This window comes from Candidatus Enterovibrio escicola, assembly GCF_002464935.1.
Classification (GTDB): domain Bacteria; phylum Pseudomonadota; class Gammaproteobacteria; order Enterobacterales; family Vibrionaceae; genus Enterovibrio; species Enterovibrio escicola.
The window spans coordinates 26,084-45,587 of sequence record NZ_NBYY01000022.1 but is presented as its reverse complement, the minus strand read 5'-3'; the positions used below and the strand labels follow the sequence as shown (position 1 = coordinate 45,587).

Here is a 19,504-nt window from a genome sequence, read left to right as displayed (position 1 = left end):
TCAATATTCACGATACAGCGTATTTCTCTAGTATTTTTAGGGTATCACCGAACAAATACCGATTAATCGTTGGATATCTCGATTTACTACAATTTTTATAAAAAAGAAGAAAAATAAGCCATTATAATGTTTGAATTCTACAAGTTACCACACTACTCAGTAAAAAATGACGTATTATCGGGGTTAACTGTCGCTTTTGCTCTTGTTCCTGAAGCGGTTGCCTTCGCTTTTGTTGCAGGCGTTGATCCGATGGTTGGTCTATACGCTGCTTTCATTATGGGTCTTTTGACCTCCATTCTAGGCGGACGACCCAGTATGATTTCTGGTGCTACTGCAGCCATGGCTGTCGTTATGGCTAGACTTGTATTCGAACACGGTGTTCAATATCTTTTTGCTGCAGTTTTGCTTTCTGGTTTAATTCAAGTCATATTTGGTACCTTCAAACTGGGTAAATTTATTCGCATGGTACCACATCCAGTGATGATTGGTTTTGTAAATGGCCTTGCCATCGTGATCTTTATAGCACAGCTTAGGCTGTTCCAAATACCAGACACATCAGGCTCACTTCAATGGCTACAAGGCGAACAGCTTTACCTTATGTTGAGTTTAGTCGCTATCACAATGGCAATAATCCACTTCCTACCAAAGTTAACTACGGCCGTACCTTCATCGCTTATCGCAATAGTTACGGTCACATCTGCCATGATACTACTAGATTTAGATACCTACACCGTAATTGACTACCTACACTCAATGAGTGGTGATGACAACACAACGCTGGCAGGTAGTCTGCCAAGACTATCAATCCCAAATATTCCATTCAACCTTGAAAGCCTTTACATCATTCTGCCGTATTCCCTAATCCTTGCTGCAGTTGGTTTGATTGAATCACTGCTAACACTAACTGTTATAGATGAAATGACAGGAACCCGTGGTCGCGGTAACCGAGAATGTATTGGTCAAGGTGTGGCAAATATAACCTGCGCAGTGTTCGGTGCCATGGGAGGCTGTGCTATGATTGGTCAGTCAATGATAAACGTGAAATCAGGCGGGCGTGGACGTTTGTCCGGTATTATCGCTGCACTAACATTACTGTGTTTCATCTTGTTTGCGTCATCATTGATTGAAATTATTCCACTTGCTACGCTGATTGGTGTGATGTTCATGGTTGTTATTGGCACATTCGAATGGACGTCTTTTAGACTTGCTGGCTGTGTTCCCAAGAAGGATTTTTTTGTCATCGTATTGGTAACAGTCATCACTATCACGACTGATCTTGCCATTGCAGTGATCATTGGTGTTATAGTATCTTCCCTGATGTTTGCGTGGGAACATGCCAAACACATTTATGTAGTAAGTCATATCAATGAAGATGGCTCGAAAATCTATGAAATTAACGGATCTCTGTTCTTTGGTTCAGTCGCTAATTGTCTTGAAATATTTGACGCAGAAAGCGATCCGAAGGATGTAATTATCGATTTCCATAGATCACGCATTGCCGACCATTCTGCCATTGAAGCGATTGAAACTCTGGCTGAACGTTACACTAAGGTGGACAAGACTCTGCACTTACGCCATCTTTCCCAAGACTGTTTATCCCTGCTTACTAAAGCAGGGAGTTTGGTTGAAATCAACCATATTGAAGATCAAAACTATAAAGTTACTGATAATATTCGAGGACAATGACATTCCAGTTAATAATTTGTGATAAACCCTGTCCTCTTTATTACTAGGATGTCCTTCTTCCCAGTAACCCGTGTTACTTCTCGGTGGAATACTGGGTGTTATTCCTTTGTTATTCAGTACATGCTGACATCTTCTTGCGTCAATAGGCTCCAAATACCTTTCACCATCAGTGCCGTTTCAATCTCGTGGTATCCGCAAATATAAACCCTCGGTTTACTAATGCTTGATTAAATTATTTTCAGTTGCTGATCTTATGCCTAGCCTTTTCCATCATTACCTCCCCCTTAACTCCATGATGATCTGATCGTAGGAATTGCGATTAGTTCAAACATTTAGAAAACAACACAAAGCAACTTAATATTATAGTGATCATTATGACAAGTCGAAGCATGGACCATGCCTCCAATTCTTAAAATTCTGATAGAATATCTGCGTTTAAATGTTTCTATCTAGAGGTTTCTATGGCAATTATTGAAGTATCATGTGGTTTCTCTAAATCCACAATAATACCTGACAAGATGATAGACACTCTTATCGAACGTGAATTTTACCACTAATGCAATTAATTGGAGGCATGTCCTAAAATTAAGTCTATCTTTAGCCGATATAGCTAAAGTTTAGACACTTATACAGAATTCAGAACACTCTCCAAGATTTTATTAGAACATTAAAATAATAAGATTACTCCATTATCAGTTCAGGTTTATCGAAACAGTATTTTTTTGGTTGTTTCTCATCCAAACTCGGAGTTGTTGTGTATTGGAGCCAGTCATCCCAACTTTGTACAAATACGTTCGCTAATTTTTTAGCGGCCTCTTTAGACCACAAATTACCTTGAAAGGTTAATTCTAAAACATTAACGTCCAGATCAGTCCCAAAATGGGATGTAGGACATCCTTTGTTATTTTGCTTGTCGTACTCCATGATCATAAAGGTTTGATGAATCCTCACTACTATGTTTCGATCCGATGCATCTAAGGTCTGTTGAATGAACAAAGTTTTTGTATTCTTTGTATTTACGCGACTCGTACAAGCTTTCGCTAAGCTTATAACACTAGATTTTACTAGAGTCTTATCAGACTCAGTAAGTCCAGTATAGAGATCCACTATATTGTTTATAAGACTATCATAATTATTATTATCATAATGAACACCTGTTTTCTCTGATTTAGCCGCAAGAAAGTAAGGCATTGTAAGTAATTTTTCAATAAATTTTATGAAGCCATTAGGATTGTTAATATTACAAGGATCTTGCGGATTCCAGTCAGTACGTGATTGTGCTAAACCTAAAATACTCGATACAGCATTACCTGTTGAAGAAGCTAATAGATTAGTTAATTCAACTAGGTCTCCTCTTTCTTTCGCTTCATCGACCAACTTACCTTGTTTTGATTGCTCATTTGCATCAATACCGCAACCTATTGAGTTTTGTCCCGTGACAGTACTGTCACTAAATAAATCCGACAGTACAAAATTATTTCGTACAGGCATTAACTCTTTCGGTACCCGTAGTTCCTTTACGTCACTTAGCCACGTGTCAAACTGTTGGTCACGATCTTTCGTTATAATAGTCATTTATAATCATCCTTTTAGATACATTAATGATCGTCTGTTCAATAAGTTAGTTTCAGTGCAGAACTTGTCCTTATTTGATTAATGGTGACAACTTTTATTAAAAAACATGATATCTGCATTGATAGACACCAAGAATACCGAGTTAACAGTCACACTTTTAAACTTATCGAATACACTCTCCAATTAACTATCTGTACATAGAACTAGATAGCAGAATAAATATACCTAGTTCATTATATATTTTTTGTGAGGCGTTTAAAGAAATCAACACCTATATTCAAATAATAACGGTGTGCCATTACAAAGTAACTTTGTGAATACACCGCTAACTATTTCAAACATAAAGGCAAAATCATAAAGCGTTTTTCATTCAATTTATAAATTAGTTTAACTTAACCTGAGCTGCGCATAAGAAATGAACTAAATGCCTAAGTTGCGATCTGATCGTTTAAAAAACTATTGACTGTATAAGAACTTGGGCATAGATAATTTAGACGCTGTTTTCGTTAAAGTCAGCGATTTCTGCCAGATTCTCCTCCCTGCCTAGGCAAAATACCTAATTTCTTCCGGTATCAAACAAAGAAACAAGCCTTCTTTTCTCTCAGTTAGCGAAGTGACGACGATAGTGATAGCTTCCCATCAGTCTGGGTATTGAGACTTCAAGACCTATTACATCCACTTTGTTTGCCTCTGCCTCACCAACGAGAATTAGTCAGCTACACGCGAATGCTCAATCTCATGCAAGGTGTTCTGGTTTCGATTTGTCTTACCTCACTCACAGTCAGGCAAGGCCAACAGGAATTTCCTTCGTTGATTCGTCCACGCTACAGGTTTGTCACAACCTACGCATTTTTAGACATCAGGTTTTTAAAGGTACCGCGAAGCGAGGAAAGGAACAATGAGTGGTTATAACGGCGATAAAGGTTATATATGGTTCATTAGAGCGGGAACTTGCAGACAAGAGAGTAACACTAATAATGAGTGTGAAAAAAATATGAAATCCAAAGTGATGAAACTTTAGGACTGCTTGATGCTCAGGAAATTATTTATTATTGAAACTGTTTTGACCAACTAAAAAACATATCCCAAATCGAACATTCTCAGCACCGTAGTTGTATCAGCTTTATGGTCAACTTGCTGGCGGGGCTCATCCTGTAATTCTTATGAGCTATGGTTAAATCTAGTGTACGGCTTCCAGAGCCGTATCCTAATGATTGACGTTTTTTACGAATGCTATCTCTAATTTTCATACCTTTGATGATATCCGCGAGTAATTTAAAGCCTCAGTAGTTTGCAGGCCATTGCCAGTGTTGTTTTTAGATTTCCACAATTCTTGGTTTTGTTTGTTCGTAAGCTCACCGTTGAAAACATTGATTCAATGGGGTTTGTCGTTCGAATAGGTGTCCAGTGCTCAGCGGAGAAATCACAAAATATCAGCATTACCACTTTGTCTTTGGTCAGGAACTCCGCTATTCTTGGATATTTAGCACCATATCGTATTTCGAACTGTCTGAAGGCTTTATGTGCCTTTTGTTGTGTCTCCGTCATCCAGATATCGTGAAGCGTTTCTTTTATTTTTGGTTGAACAGATTTTAGGACTTTGTTTAATATATTGCCCGTTTTGTGTACCTAGCAGCACTGATGACGCGTCGTTAGCCAAATGCTTTATCACTGCCTTCCAAAAACCGAAAGCGCTATCACCAAGGGCGAGTTCAGGAGCGATACTGACACCTTGGTACATCAGCTGTGACAGAACTTAAAGCTAACTGACCTCTGACTCCCTATACCCATTGATAACGTCTAGCACTTCCTTGCGGCCAACCGCATAGATGCCGATGACAACAATAAGAAAAAGCTTGTCATCCATCCAAACTTTTCAGTAAATACCATCGGTCTAAATGTAGACATACCGCCGTTTACTTAGGTCGCGCTTATGCCACTGGTTGTATTTTGCTTCCCACTGCTTCTTGAGTCGAGAAACACTATTTGCTGATAACCCTTTGGCTTGCTTATCTAAGAGCGATTTCTAGGTTGGATACATATCTCCCGTTGAGATCCCATGCAGATAGGGCCAAGGGATAAGCTCTTCTATGTTTTTGGTTCACTGTGAGATAGGGTGGAACCAGTGTGTTATTGAACTTGATCCCGCTCCCTGTTTTATCTTGAACCTTTGGAACTTTGATGGTAATGTCGCCGAACCAAGTTTGTAGGTACCGATCAGGCAAATGGCCACTGCAAACCACTCCCTGCTTTCCGTTAGCTTGGAGTGATGTGAAATTATCGAGCAAGGATTGAACCTCGGTTTCTATAGCTTGAGTCAACAACTGCTGTGCGCTTTATTTCAGCAGTTCATTAAGCTCGGTAACATGATGATTATTGTCCCTGCGCTGTCTTCCTTGTTGGTTATTAATCGGGTGAGATCAATCAACAGGTTACACCTCATTATTTCCTACCTGTCTACCAGAAATCACTATAACTCGTAATCTTATACGACTATTTTTAGAAAAAACCATGAATATCACAGCGATAAAACAGTATTTTCATGTGATTCGATATGAATCACAAAATGTAAAAGTGGATTAAACATTGTTTGGTAGACTCTTTGTCTCAGGCTGCGTGGTGATTGTGGGTACTCTGGGTTGGACAAATATTCACGAATATCTCTTCGTTCATCACGATTGGTTCCTCAAGAAGAAGCTGTTTGATAAGAGAGTCATCTATTGATGATACTTTTGCTCACGTCATTTCTATAATCGACCAAAGTTGTTGATTCAATCAGACCTATAACGCACTAATCCCGATCTTTTTTACAGTCTTAATTTGTCTGTTGTCGAACAAGTATACGAGTCCTATGACTTTGTTCATCTCTTGCACATTTGCCAACGCTTTACCAATTTGATCATTGTAATCAACCTGTAGTTTGGACGAATCAACAAAGGCAATCCCTAACGGTGAGTGAGGTAAGAGCAAAGCGGTACCAGAAAACCTTGCATAAGCTTGGGCATTCGCGGGTAGCTGACTAATTCAGGAAATTTGTTGGTGAGGCAAAAGCAAATAAAGTGGATGTAATAAGTCTTGAAGTCTCAATACCCAAACTGATGGGAAGCTATCACTATCGTCGTCACTTCGCTAACTGAGAAAAGAAAAGGCTTGTTTCTTTGTTTGATACCGGAAGAAATGAGGTATTTTGCCCAGGCAAGGAGGAGAATCTGGCAGAAGTCGCCGACTTTGACGAAAACAGCGTCTAAGTTATTTATGCCAAAGTTCTTATGCAGTCGATAGTTTTTTAAACGATCAGATCACGGCTTTGGCATTTAGTTCATTTCTTATCCGCAGTTCAGGTTAATTGATCGTAGTACTACTTGTTTCCTCAGAGAGAATAATGTACCACTTTCTATAATTGGTTTCCTCTTCTACGCTAGACCCTAAGTGTCGCAGTTATTATCTAAATTCAGGGGCAACATGAAGTGCAACGATAGCGGTGGTGTCCACCAATATTGATACTATGGTTTTTAACCGTTTTATCTGCTGGTAAAAACGACATTTAACATTAACGGTAGCTAGCAAGGTGACCATGCAAAAACAGGTATTTTACACAAAAAATAATCTATTGAACGCATGATTAGGAAGACTGTTTTTATACGGTTAGAAGAATATTTATGTCGAGATATATTAGTAAAAATAAGGTTAGAGAAAGATATACAAAACCGACGGTCATTTTCTTAACAGGGGCAAAGTCGTCTAAAATCAGGAAACCATCGTAAAGGTACCAAATCTTAACACTTAGGTAGATCTACCCTTATTAATAAGTCTGTTACAGACATGATAGTGATTGGAAACGGCATCGAGTTAACAAAATATCTTGAGCATAGACAAACGATATACTTGACTTGATAGAATTATGTAATCAATGCTTGAAATTCAATTAAGGGTGTATACGTATTATTCCTCTGTGAAACTGAAAAGTGCTGACACTCACCGATTAAGGTGGTTAAGGCGGTTACCCAAGAAGCTTGGGTTCTTTTGAACCAGATACGGGACGGTTAACTGAAATTTGCTGTCCTTTTTTAATGCCTTTTTTATAGTCGTCTGTGATACCCTTCATAACATCTCTCAACTGCTGTTTAAAAGTTTCACGGTCAATATTTTTAAATTGACTGTCGATATAGTCTTTGATCTTTTTATTCACATCTCCGTCTGGTGTAATATTAGGCAGTTTTTCTAGTGCACCTTCCAACCATCCAAAGGTAAATGATTGAATGCGACGCGTCAATTCTGTTTGAGGCATACCAGAACCCGTAAAGCTACTACGGAATTGTCCAATATGCTCGTTCATTTCACGATAAACGATATCAAATGCAAAGGCAGCAAAAATAGCACGATCGGCATCACCAATGAACTCGGCTTTTTTTAGTCCTTTAAAATTAGTGAGGACACATTCTACCCCAAATCTAGTATTAATACCACGAATGATTCTTAAAATTGATTCGTTAATAGACGTTGGCAAAATGGTTTTAGATGTCGTTTTACCCATCTTAATAAAATCAATGTCATCTTGATCTAATCCATACTTTTTCATTAAACTCTGAGCCATTTTAATAGCTTGTGCAGCTTCGTTGATGTTAGCCGAATTACTTAGCTCAAGACATTTTGCAATCTTCTTAAGAGCCTTACATTTTGCTTCAGACATTCATTTCACCACAAAAAAAGAGCATTATTCTACCTATTGTGACGCATTTTACCAACGCGTATAACTACATTGATTAGAAAATCTTGTGTTACTTGGCACTTGTTCTGTGTTATTCGCGAGGAATCACAGTATAGAAAGGTTCAATTAGAGTCTGATAGATGTGCTTATCTGATTTTCTAGCAGAAGTGTGGAAAATAAAAGAACGAGGCACATCGATGTAAACAGGTTGTCAATATAGTGTGTTAAAAGGTAAGGCATCTCAATATTTCTAATTGGATATAATGACCAGAGTAAAAAGATCAATCTTCTTATACTCGGAGTATGATAACACCATACAAAATAAATAATGGCCTATCATTTTGCTAGTTTTTACCTCTTAATATGCACCTATTTTGTCTTCGGGTTTCGGCCTAGCATCACACTGGTCTATGTTAGATCGCTTACCACTAATTCAACCACCAGTGTACTGTACCGTAACACTAAAAAATCAACCTGTTACTCCACAGTATGCATTCATACTGATTCACCTTCATATATCCCTTCAGTATCTCCGTATAATTCAAGGTTTCCGTCTTCTCTCTTATCGCCATGCCTAAGGTACCATAAACCTTAGGCAACAGATCCCCGCAACGGCGTGTCGATAAAAGCCCGTAATAGCAGATAAAATTGAGGCATGGCGCCAGTAGCTATCCTTGTCTTTGGCTTTAAAAAAGAGCTGGCTCCATAAACCAGTACGGGAAACCTCTCACGGATTATTATCCGCGAAGAGATAGAAAGGAAATTTTTACCGGAAGACGTTGAATTTGCGTTATTGGCTTAATTTCTAAAGAGAAGTAAACACACTTCGATAATCAAGATCTTTACGGTCAGCGTTTGTCAATGAACTAGATGTTACTTACACACACCAAGAGGTTGAAAGAATCCTGCTATAAAAGAACCATACAACGTACCGTGAAGATAAAAGTGGATGTAATAGGTTTTGAAGTCTCTATATCCCGATTGATGGAAAACTATCACTATCGTCATCACTTCGCTAACTGAGGGATGAAAAGGCTTATTTCTTTGTTTGACACCAGAAGAAATTAGGTGTTTTTTCCATGCAGGGAGGAAAGTTTAGCAGAAATTGACGAAAATAGCGTCTGAGTTATTCATGCCCAAGTCCTTATGCAGTCAATGGTTTTTTTCAAACGGTCAGATCGCGACTTGGGCATATAGTTCATTTCTTATGCGCAGCTCAGGTTAATTAAATAAGGATGAAACAGGGAAAACATCACTAGAGATAGCAGTAGATACTGCCGTTATTTGGAACAAAGAGGTATTATGCAAACGTTTTTTGAAGCGCTGGTACCACTTGTTTCTTTCGGCTCAATACACCTTCTAGCCAAACACGACCGTTTTCTATTTTGATACCGTATGCATGTTCGATGGTCGTAATGTCATCAGAAACAACCAGCAACTCAGAGCCTTCATTCATGATATCGGTTAGTAACAGCATGACAGAGTGTCGATTTCCTTTTTCTTTCAGTGAAGCGATTTCTGTTTCCAGAGCCGGTTTTATTTCATTAAATACTTCTAAATCAATCACTTCTAATTGACCAATGCCAATTAGGTTACCGTTCATATTGAAGTCCTTGAAATCACGCATAACCAGATCGAGAGCTGGGGTGTTTGCAATTGCAGATTTTACGTGAAACATCTCCATACCCAGTGCTTTGGTATCTTCAATACCCACAATTTCAGCAAGTTCTTTTACACAACGAATATCTGCTGTAGTACAAGTTGGTGATTTCAAGATAACTGTATCACTTAGGATTGCACACAGCATAATTCCGGCGATGTTTTTTGGAATTACCACTTCATAAAAGTCGTACATCATTTTTATGACAGTATTGGAACAGCCCACAGGGCGGATCCAGCATTCCAATGGGGTAGATGTGGTTAGATCACCCAATTTGTGGTGGTCAACGATACCCATGATGGTCGCCTGTTCGATATCGTCTGGTGCCTGAATAAGTTCCGAATGGTCAACAATGTATACTGTTTCCCTCGCATAGCTAAGTTTTAACTCAGGTGCTTCGAAACCAAAGCGTTCCAGAATAAATATTGTTTCTGGAGACAAGGTACCTAATCGGGTAGCAACCGCAGGTTGGTTAATTTCGTTTTGCAAGTAGGCAAGTGCTATAGCACCGCAGATTGAATCAGAGTCTGGGTTTTTGTGTCCCACTACATAGATTGGCATAGTTATCTCTCATCATGCTTATATTTAAATGTAATAGAACTTTATCAGAGTGGCATAAAATGTACATTGATCCCGCTGTTTGATTTAAGTTTTGAAGTGACACATTCAATTATGCCATTCGATTTATGGTGACATCATCCTCTTAAATGCGAACAGGTGATAATAATCATAAACGTACCAAAATAATATTTAACCAAAAATGTAACCACGAAGTTACCCTACGTATTCTTGATCAAAACAACTTTGTTGATGAAACAGCAGAGTAATGAATTTGGGTGAGTCCACGATTGATAGATAGGTTCGTCAACTAAAGCAATCGAGACAAGGAATTTTTCTTACACAACTTTCAGTTAGGGAAGCTTTTGCAGCAAGCACATTAAGAACCACTATTTTATAAACTTAAGCTATGCCGAATTTAATGTGAAATACGGTGGCATCAAAAGAAACATTATCCTGCTTTCATTTGATGGAAAAAATAAAGAGCAACGCTCAATCGGAGAACACCGTGTATTCGATGAACACATCCAAGCTGCTAAGACAAAAATTGACGAAGGAATTAACCGCTAGAATGAGAATTCAAGTGATGCGGTTAAAGCCCTAGTTGATTTGTCTTTCCGTATAAACAAGCAAGGTCACATCGCTGTAAACCAAGTGCTTAGCCTTCGCCAACTGAACATTACCGACCAAGATTGGTTAAAAGCTATGAATACCATTGCTAATTCAATTTACGATGGAGGAAAAAGGCCTTACCTACTCATCTATTAACACCAATGTGATGGTCAGTATAAACAAATCGTCCTTGATATCGCCAAGCTGTAGCGAGGTGTAAATGTTACTGATAAGCACCCTACATGGAGAGATAAACGTGAGTTGCCCTATGAGAAACAACAACATCGTGATCATTTATGACTAACGGAATTGAGGGTTCCAATATGCATAGAGCTAACCCACTGCAAGGTTTTTTCACTACCGCACAAACTCGCAGCATGATTGGTCGAGAAATTGAAATGGCTGAAGCCTTAATTGAAAAAACGGCATTTCGTTTTCAGATTGCACATTTGAAAAATGTTACATCGCAGCACTGAAGTTCATTCTAGATCACTCAGGTTCGAACGTTCGCGAAAAGTACGACGAGATGAGGTAGGAACTCTAATGGAAAGACGAAAGTGAAGCGGCCTAACCAATGAATTAAATACATCATGAAGTTTCTCCACTGCTCTCAACCCGAAGCAGAACAATGGGTAAATAACAATTGCGGTGATTGACGCAATACGACACTGCCCAAAGAGAAGCGAATAACATCAATATCAAGCAATAAAAAGGAATATGAAGAATGAGCAAACCAATTACAAAAGAAAGGTATTTTAAAGAATAAGCGAACATGGCTTGTCTGCCTAGCAACCGCTCTAGGCACTAATGATCAACTAGTACGACACAAAATGCTGAACTATGCTTGCAGAAATAGTGTCCCCCTTGTCAAGACAAGAGTTTTGGCCTTAATACAGCTTATTCTGGTCGCTATACAGGAGAACCCAAGATGTGTTGCAGAGTTTATAAGTCGCTCATACGAAAAAAACCGATGCGGTTAAGTAGGCTGCTTATGAGAGATACAATTGCTGTTTCTGCTAATGAGCGTTTGTAATAACCATTATCCGATTTAACCTCTGTTAGTTTATCATTTTTCAATGCTTTTACAGCTTCATTTTCTAGGATGCCTTTCCTCCCAGTAATCAGCGTTGCTTCGAGGTGGAATACTGGGTGTTATTCCTTTATGTTTGAGTACGTAGTGACATGCTTTTGTGTCATAGGTTACATCAGCACTGACTTACTGTATCTTGCGTCATAATGGGTTAAGCCATGTAGGTAAAATCTCATTATCACCTACAGAAACTAGGTTAACTTCTGCAGCAATAACCTCATAAGTAAACACATCAACGGCAAGATGAAGTTTAAGTCAGATACACCGCTTCTCCTTACTGTGTTTACGTGTTTTCCATTCACCTTCGCCGTATAGCTTTAGGCCTCTGGCATCAATAACGACTCGGTAAATGTTACTTATACTTCTACGGTCTTCAAATACTTACTAATACAAGTATATGTAGGAGATTTCAGCGGGATATTTATCAACGTAAAAACCGAATTGAGAAAGCCTTTTAACGCTCAAGGCAAAACTTGAAAGTACCTTTCACCATCAGTGCTGTTTCAATTGCAGTATCGATAGTTATAAACTCACGGTTACGATGACCAGGATACTTTGGATAAGGCCATGCCTTAATGGCAACGTCGTCTATCCAAAAAGTGACTAAGCCACAGTTTATTAATGCTGGACTATATTATTTCCAGTTACTGATCTTTTGCTTGCTTTTCTTATCATCCCCTCCTTTTTAACTCCATGCTGATCTGACCGTAGAAATTGCGATTAGTTTAGATATTTTGGAAACAACACCTCTTTAAATTCTTTGAATATATAAAGTGCTTTCTTGAATCAAGCCTGTTGATTAAATACACCTAAAGACTTTAAAATTAACGGATTTACTGGTACAGTTTCAGTCTCTTCAGGCACTGACTTTTTCGGTTTTTGTATTAATATTTCATCGGTTCTCCTATTAGCTTCGTCAGCCCATTTACCGATTTTTTCTAGGGTTCTTTCCCAAACTATGCTGCTTTTTTCTTTGAGAGTCTTCCAACTACTATCACTAGTTTTTTTTGCCAATTTCCATGCTTCTGTAGCAGATTCTTTTGTTTGATCCCAAGTGCTATCTTTTGAATGTGCCGAAACCGGTAGGTAGATTATGCTTAATAAGAAAATTAATTTCATACGCATTATTATTAGTACTCCTTTTTAATCCCATAATAAGTTATACAGAACATACAACCTCACTTTTTATCACTACTCCTTAAACTCTAAAATAGCCGTTATTATATTGGCGCACACAGCTAAAAATACTACTATTCCAATGAGTAGAAGGATTATAGACTGAATTCATAAGTTAAGTGTCACTTGATCTTACACTGTAAAACACAAATCATTTACGCACACGTTTAGCAAATAAAAAACTATCTCGGTAGGTTTGGTATCCACCATGTCCTATATCATGCTTTCTAACTATTTTTGTGTCCTAGTGAAAACGACATCTAATGTCACCGCTAACTATAATTATCACTATTCATAAAGTAGGTATTCTACACGAAGAAAAACCTATTAAATATATGACCCTTCCCGACCATTTACAAACGCGGGGCGTTCATCAATGATGATTGATCTCATTTTTAATGACTAACCCATTGTTTTGGCGCCATTTTCGCTGTTGTTTCTGTCTCTGACTTAAGATCAAATCTGCACAAGAATTTGCTTATCAAACCGAGGCATTTTGATACTCGATTTCTTTGGTTGAAATAAATACGCGATAAGACCCGCTAAAAATTGACCATAAAGCTGATACAATTAAGGTGCTGAGAATGCTCGATTTGAGATATGTTTTTTAGTTGGTCAAAAACGGTTTCGTTAATAAATCGTTTCCGGAGCATCATACGGTCCCAAAGTTTCATCACTTTGAGTTTAATATTCTTTTTCATATCCGTTATCGTTATCACTCCCTTGTTTGCGAGTTCCAGCTCCAATGGACCAGAGATATAACCTTTGTCTCCGTATAAACACCCCCAAAACTCATCAAACATTTCCGACACAGGCTTTCTATCAGCCACGTTAGCTGTCGTCACTTTTACTGAGATAATACCACCTTGGTCATTGATAATGAGGTGTAATTTGAAGCCACAAAACTACTCCATCGTTCCTTTTCCTCGCTCCGAGGTACCTTTAAAAACTGATGTCTGAGAATGCGTATAAGTTATAACAAACCTGTAACCTAGATGAATCAACGAGAAGGCAATCCCTGTCAGCCTTGCCTTACGGTGAGTGAGATAAGAGCAAAGCGGAACCAGAACACCTTGCATGAGCTTGAGCATTCTCGTGTAGCGGAATAATTTAGGAAATTCGTTGGTGCGGTAGAAGTAAACAAAGTGGATGTAATAGGTTTTGAAGTCTCGATACCCCGATTGATGGAAAGCTATCACTATCGTCATCACTTCGCTAACTGAGAGGAGAAAAGCCTTGTTTCTTTATTTAGAACCGGAAAAAATGAGGTGTTTTTTCCATGCAGGGAGGAAAGTCTCGAAGAAGTCGTCGACATTGACGAAAACAACGTCTAAGTTATTCAAAGGCCAAGTCCTTATACAGTCAATAGTTTTTTCAAATGATCAGATCGCGACTTTGGCATTTAGTTTATGTTTTAAGCGCAGCTTAGGTTAACCTAGTTTCTGTAGGTGACAATGAGATTTTACCTACATGGCTTAACCCATTACAACACAAGATACAGCAAGTCAGTGCTGATGTAACCTATGACACAAAAGCATGTCACTACGTACTAAAATACAAAGGAATAACGCACAGTATTCCACCTCGAAGCAACGCGGGGTATTGGGAGGAAAGACATCCTAGAAATGAAGCTGTAAAGGCATTGAAAAAGGACAAACTAGCGGAGTGGAAAAAGGGACAGGAGTTATCACAAACGTTTATTAGCAGAGACAGCAATATTTCGCTATGAATAGGTACTCAGCCCTAAACTCACTTTTCGTAATTACGAATACTCAAGTTGGTGAAGTGCTAGTAAATGTGAAAGCAAGGAACAAAGTTCTAAGACTCGGTATGCATGTACGACAGCAGACAAATTAAAACCATAAGAAATATTTAGATCAGTGCGTTATAGGCATAAATTAATCAATAACGCCCCTAGAAGGGACGTTATCCTTATATTAATATAGCCTACTATCTTGGTAAATCTGTGTCCTCTCCATGAAACAATTTAATCTTATTAAAACAAACATCTTGATGTAGTTTTGGCATAACAAACTGATATTATTAATATATACGTACAATTCGTAATCGTTCTTTTCAAAGACTAAAAAGGTAGGAATCATGCGACGGATTATTTTTAACCAAAAAGGTGGTGTCGGAAAGTCAAGCATCACGGTTAATCTTGCAGCCTTAAGCGCTGAGAGTGGGAAGAAAACACTGTTAATAGATCTAGATATACAAGGCAATAGTAGTAATTACCTAGGTGTTGATATCAACGAGAAGAGTGATAGAACTGTTGCAGGTTTACTCGATCGAACCATATCATGGTTTTCAACGTCTGCACCGATTAAGCAATTTCCTCAACCGACAGTTTACGAAAATCTCGATATCATCTCATCCAGCCCTCATCTCGCTACACTTGAAGTTGAGCTGGAACGGCGTTATAAAATTTACAAGCTCAGAGACGCGCTTGATGAACTAGAAAGAGAATATGACCGCATTTATATTGATACTCCCCCAAACCTTAATTTCTATAGTAAGGCAGGTCTAATTGCCGCGCATAGGCTACTGATCCCTTTTGATTGTGACAGTTTCTCCCATCAGGCTTTACTAACTTTGATAGATAACTTAGCTGAGCTACGTGACGATCATAACCGTAAGCTTATATTGGAAGGTATTGTGGTAAATATGTTTAATGCGCAGGCTAAGTTTCCCACTCAAATCATCCAAAAAGTACGAGATATTGGTTTACCTGTATTGGAACCTTTCCTTCCTCAATCGATTAAAATGAAGGAATCACATTATAATCAATGCCCGTTGGTGCATTTCGCTCCACAACACAAGTTGTCGCAAAGCTTTGCTACTTTATATAAGAGGCTAGAAATGCAAGCTGAAGAAAGAAACTTGGAATACCGTTAACGTTGCCTTTTTGAAAGTAGTAAGTGATCTCAGATCTGCATAAGCGCTTACTTATCAAGCCGAATCATCTTGATACTCGGTTTCTTTGGTTAAAACGAATACGACACGCTAGAAAATTGACCATAAAGCTAATATAATGACGGTGTCAAAAATGCCCAATTTGGGATATATTTTTTAGTTAATCAAAAACGGTTTCGATAATACATCGTTTCCGGAGCATCAAGCGGTCCCAAAGTTTCATCACTTTGGGTTTCATATTCTTTTTCATATCCGTTATCGGTGTCACTCCCTTGTTTGCGAGTTCTAGCTCCAATGGACCAGAGATATAACCTTTGTTTCCGTATAAACACCCCCAAAACTCGTCAGCCATTTCCGACACAGGCTTTCTATCATCTAAGTTAGCTGTCGTCACTTGTCCTCACTTCTCGGTACCTTTAAAAACCTGATGTCTGAGAATGCGTAAGTTATGACAAACCTGTAACTTGGACAAATCAACGAAGGCAAGGCCGACAGGGATTGCCTTACGGTGAGTGAAGTAAGAGCAAAGCGGAACCAGAACACCTTACCATGAGCTTGAGCATTCTCGTGTAGCTGCATAATTCAGGAAATTCATTGATGGGATAGCAGTAAACAAAGTGGATGTAATGGGTTTTGAAGTCTCGATATCCCGATTGATGGAAAGATATCTCTATCGTCGTCACTTCGCTAACTGAGAGGCGAAAAGGTTTATTGCTTTGACACCGGAAGAAATTAGGTATTTTCTCCATGTAGGAAGAAAAATCTAGCAAAAGTCGTCGACATCGACGAAAACGGCGTCTAAATTATTTATGCTCAAATCCTTATGCAGTCGATAGTTTTTTCAAAGGATCAGATCGTGACTTGGATATTTAGTTCATTTCTTATGCACAGCTCAGGTTATTTAGATGTTCTACCCTAACATTATTTGCTGTCTCAATCTTTCTTCCATATTTAATTACTGTCTGCCATTTTTTAGTTCTCTATTTGTCATAAACACACTAAACTTGCGAAGTTTTGGGAGTACTCATTCTACCAATAGTAGTTATTCCACTCCTTTTGCAATCAAATGTCAGTAACATTGTTTTGATAATACCAATCACATATATTTTATTTTATCGTTCAGCTATACGGTTGACTAGGTGTGTACTATTTCCCTGTAACACGGAGGTGCCATGTTCTTAACTGAACTTTTTTCAGGTTACAAAGGCCTGTTAATGCTGACACTGTTGATGCTTGGCATCGATTTATTCCTAACAAGAAGCAGTATCAGTTTTCGTTCCGCAACCATTTGGAGTATATTTTGGCTTGCGTTAGCGTTTTTATTTGCAGGGGCTATGTACTTCCTTTGGTCAGATCTGTCGCCAGCAAGTCTGCTCTCTTCAAGCGAAGCTGCTACAGCATTCGTCACCGGTTACTTACTCGAAAAATCATTAAGCGTCGACAATCTCTTTGTATTTGCGCTGATCTTTAGTCAATACAAAGTACCCGATAAGAACGTACCACGTATACTGATGTTAGGTATCTTGGGTGCACTAATACTGCGCACCCTTATGATTTCTGTGGGTGCACCCCTGATTGCAGAATTTCATATGATACTCTACCTATTTGGTTTCTTCCTAATTTGGACAGGTATCAAAATGTTACATCAAAGTCAACATGGTCAAGAGAGCAAATGTTTTTCGGATAATTTCACCGTGGTGTTTATAAAAAGAGTCCTTCGTGTCAGCCCTGATTATTCTGGGAATAAACTATTTATTCGCGATGACATTGGGATTTTAGCAACACCCATGCTGGTAGTTGTGATAGTTATAGCAATGACAGACGTGATGTTTGCCTTGGATTCTATCCCAGCAATCTTTGCTGTAACACAAGAACCTTACTTGGTACTTGCAGCCAATGTCTTTGCCTTGCTGGGTCTTCGCTCACTGTATTTTGTGCTAGGTGGCATGTTAACAAGATTTGCATACTTACACCATACATTGGCATTTATGCTCTGTTTTATCGGCACGAAGATGTTGCTCATCGACACTCCATTTGCCATTGCAACATCTATGTCTCTGGGTGTTATAATCACATCACTGGTAGTCGGGATTGTTGCATCGATTTGGAAGCGATGGAAATTAGAAAAAATACTGCCATAAACCCATATATGTTTGGCATCTAACGAAGATGTATCTAATTAACCTCAGACCTGCATAAGCGATTTCTTATCAAACCTAGCCATATTGATGCTCGGATTTTTTGGTTAAAATGAATCCGCGATAAGCCCCGCTAGAAAGTTGACCATAAATCTGATACAACAGCGGTGCTGAGAATATTCGATTTGGGATATGTTTTTTAGTTGGTCAAAAACGGTTTCGATAATAAATCATTTCCGGAGCATCAGGCGGTTCTAAAGTTTTATCACTTTGGGTTTCGTATTTTTTATATCCGTCATCAGTATCACTACCTTGTCTGAAAGTTCCCGTTCCAATGGACCAGATATATAACCTTTATCTCCGTATAAATACCCCCAAAGCTCGTCAATCATTTCTGATATAGGCTTTCTATCATCCATGTTAGCCGTCGTCACTTTGACTGAGATAATGCCACCTTGATCATTGATCATAATGTGTAATTTGAAACCGTAGAACTACCCATCGTTTCTTTTCCTCGCTTCACGGTACCTTTAAAAATCTGATATCTGATAATTTGTAGGTTATGACAAACCTGTAGCTTGGATAAATCAACGAAGGCAATTCCTGACGGTGAATGAGATAAGAGCAAATAGAAACCAGAACACCTTGCATGAGATTGAACATTTTCATGTAGCTAACTAATTCAAGAAATTCGTTGGTGAGGTAGCGGTAAAAAAAGTGGATGTAATAGGTTCTGAAGTCTTGATACCCAGATTGATGGAAAGCTATCACTATCGTCATCACTTTGCTAACTAAGAGGCGAAAATGCTTGTTTCTTTGTTTGTTACCGGAAAAATTAGGTGTTTTTCCCATGTAGGGAGGAAAATATGGCACACATCGTTTAAGTTATTCATACCCAAATCCTTGTTCAGTCAATGGTTTCTTTCAAACGATTGGATCACGACTTGGGTATTTAATTCATTTTTTATGCGTAGCTCAGGTTGATTAAATCTCCGCTAGGTTATGCATTTCACTTAACGAAGGGCTCTTCACTGATAAAAAAGCAAGAAGGTATATTTCTTACTTTAAAATCTAAAATTTGGTGTTTACCTAGGCAGGAAGAAAAACCTGATAAAAGTCGTCAATATCGATAAAAATATTGTCTAACTTATTTATGATAAAGTCCTTTTACAACTAATGATTTTATTTAAACGATCAGATCGAGAGTTGGGTATTTAGTTCATTTCTTATGCGAAACTCAGGTTAATTGAGAAACTGATACAGTTTTAGGAAAAATGGTATGGGTGCTATCATAATTCTATTATGAACGTAAAAGTCGTTCTTATTTAATTAAATTACTGGCAGCGTAATGGGCAGCGTATGTCACCACACCAACTAATGGTAGA

The 19,504-nt window shown here is 38.4% G+C and carries 10 protein-coding genes and 9 pseudogenes; 7 read left to right on the top strand and 12 right to left on the bottom strand.

The window, feature by feature from the left end; all coding sequences use genetic code 11:
• Positions 1-126 precede the first annotated feature (126 nt).
• Positions 127-1,686 (top strand): SulP family inorganic anion transporter, encoded by a 1,560-nt coding sequence (locus BTN49_RS07800; RefSeq protein WP_097356707.1) that lies wholly within the window; start codon positions 127-129, stop codon positions 1,684-1,686.
• A gap of 681 nt (positions 1,687-2,367) precedes the next feature.
• Here the strand turns inward: BTN49_RS07800 and BTN49_RS07795 are convergent.
• Positions 2,368-3,261 carry a hypothetical protein gene (locus BTN49_RS07795; RefSeq protein WP_097356706.1) on the bottom strand — a complete coding sequence of 298 codons (894 nt, stop codon included), beginning with the start codon at positions 3,259-3,261 and terminating at the stop codon, positions 2,368-2,370.
• A 481-nt stretch (positions 3,262-3,742) separates the two neighbouring features.
• On the opposite strand from BTN49_RS07795, the pseudogene BTN49_RS22310 reads away from it, so the two are divergent.
• Positions 3,743-4,413, top strand: a pseudogene (locus BTN49_RS22310) (transposase); the annotation flags it as partial.
• A 123-nt stretch (positions 4,414-4,536) separates the two neighbouring features.
• Here BTN49_RS22310 and BTN49_RS20890 read toward each other — a convergent pair.
• From BTN49_RS20890 to BTN49_RS07770, 6 genes and pseudogenes are all read right to left on the bottom strand, one after another.
• A pseudogene (locus BTN49_RS20890) lies at positions 4,537-4,878 on the bottom strand (transposase); the annotation flags it as partial.
• A 392-nt stretch (positions 4,879-5,270) separates the two neighbouring features.
• The gene (locus tag BTN49_RS20885) at positions 5,271-5,549 is read right to left on the bottom strand and encodes a hypothetical protein (RefSeq protein WP_339378841.1); all 279 of its coding nucleotides are present in this window, start codon (positions 5,547-5,549) and stop codon (positions 5,271-5,273) included.
• Between the two features lie 493 nt (positions 5,550-6,042).
• Complete coding sequence (locus BTN49_RS07780) at positions 6,043-6,231, bottom strand: hypothetical protein (RefSeq protein WP_097356704.1); 189 nt, start codon at positions 6,229-6,231, stop codon at positions 6,043-6,045.
• Between the two features lie 1,030 nt (positions 6,232-7,261).
• Positions 7,262-7,951 (bottom strand): DUF2786 domain-containing protein, encoded by a 690-nt coding sequence (locus BTN49_RS07775; RefSeq protein WP_097356703.1) that lies wholly within the window; start codon positions 7,949-7,951, stop codon positions 7,262-7,264.
• A 960-nt stretch (positions 7,952-8,911) separates the two neighbouring features.
• A pseudogene (locus tag BTN49_RS22305) lies at positions 8,912-9,103 on the bottom strand (IS982 family transposase); the annotation flags it as partial.
• 166 nt (positions 9,104-9,269) lie between these two features.
• On the bottom strand, positions 9,270-10,190 hold the full coding sequence (locus BTN49_RS07770) for a manganese-dependent inorganic pyrophosphatase (RefSeq protein WP_097356702.1): 921 nt from the start codon (positions 10,188-10,190) through the stop codon (positions 9,270-9,272).
• 375 nt (positions 10,191-10,565) lie between these two features.
• Here BTN49_RS07770 and BTN49_RS07765 point away from each other — a divergent pair.
• Together BTN49_RS07765 and BTN49_RS07760 are read left to right on the top strand one after the other, a co-directional pair.
• Positions 10,566-10,955 (top strand): annotated as a pseudogene (locus tag BTN49_RS07765) (DUF3164 family protein).
• Positions 10,956-11,122: 167 nt separating this feature from the next.
• On the top strand, positions 11,123-11,275 hold the full coding sequence (locus tag BTN49_RS07760) for a hypothetical protein (RefSeq protein WP_223823789.1): 153 nt from the start codon (positions 11,123-11,125) through the stop codon (positions 11,273-11,275).
• Positions 11,276-11,801: 526 nt separating this feature from the next.
• On the opposite strand, the pseudogene BTN49_RS17990 reads toward BTN49_RS07760, so the two are convergent.
• The 3 genes and pseudogenes from BTN49_RS17990 to BTN49_RS20875 form a co-directional block, all read right to left on the bottom strand.
• A pseudogene (locus BTN49_RS17990) lies at positions 11,802-12,508 on the bottom strand (IS5 family transposase); the annotation flags it as partial.
• Positions 12,509-12,675: 167 nt separating this feature from the next.
• Positions 12,676-13,014 (bottom strand): hypothetical protein, encoded by a 339-nt coding sequence (locus BTN49_RS07750; protein ID WP_097356701.1) that lies wholly within the window; start codon positions 13,012-13,014, stop codon positions 12,676-12,678.
• 507 nt (positions 13,015-13,521) lie between these two features.
• A pseudogene (locus tag BTN49_RS20875) lies at positions 13,522-14,408 on the bottom strand (IS982 family transposase).
• An 86-nt stretch (positions 14,409-14,494) separates the two neighbouring features.
• Between BTN49_RS20875 and BTN49_RS17985 the strand changes: the two are divergent.
• A pseudogene (locus BTN49_RS17985) lies at positions 14,495-14,922 on the top strand (transposase); the annotation flags it as partial.
• 243 nt (positions 14,923-15,165) lie between these two features.
• Complete coding sequence (locus BTN49_RS07740; protein WP_097356700.1) at positions 15,166-15,963, top strand: ParA family protein; 798 nt, start codon at positions 15,166-15,168, stop codon at positions 15,961-15,963.
• A 47-nt stretch (positions 15,964-16,010) separates the two neighbouring features.
• Here the strand turns inward: BTN49_RS07740 and BTN49_RS22300 are convergent.
• A pseudogene (locus BTN49_RS22300) lies at positions 16,011-16,744 on the bottom strand (transposase).
• A 409-nt stretch (positions 16,745-17,153) separates the two neighbouring features.
• Here BTN49_RS22300 and BTN49_RS07730 point away from each other — a divergent pair.
• Positions 17,154-18,122: a TerC/Alx family metal homeostasis membrane protein gene (locus BTN49_RS07730; protein ID WP_097356699.1), complete on the top strand. Its 969-nt coding sequence runs from the start codon at positions 17,154-17,156 to the stop codon at positions 18,120-18,122.
• A gap of 104 nt (positions 18,123-18,226) precedes the next feature.
• On the opposite strand, the pseudogene BTN49_RS22295 reads toward BTN49_RS07730, so the two are convergent.
• Positions 18,227-19,012 (bottom strand): annotated as a pseudogene (locus BTN49_RS22295) (IS982 family transposase).
• Positions 19,013-19,504: the final 492 nt, after the last annotated feature.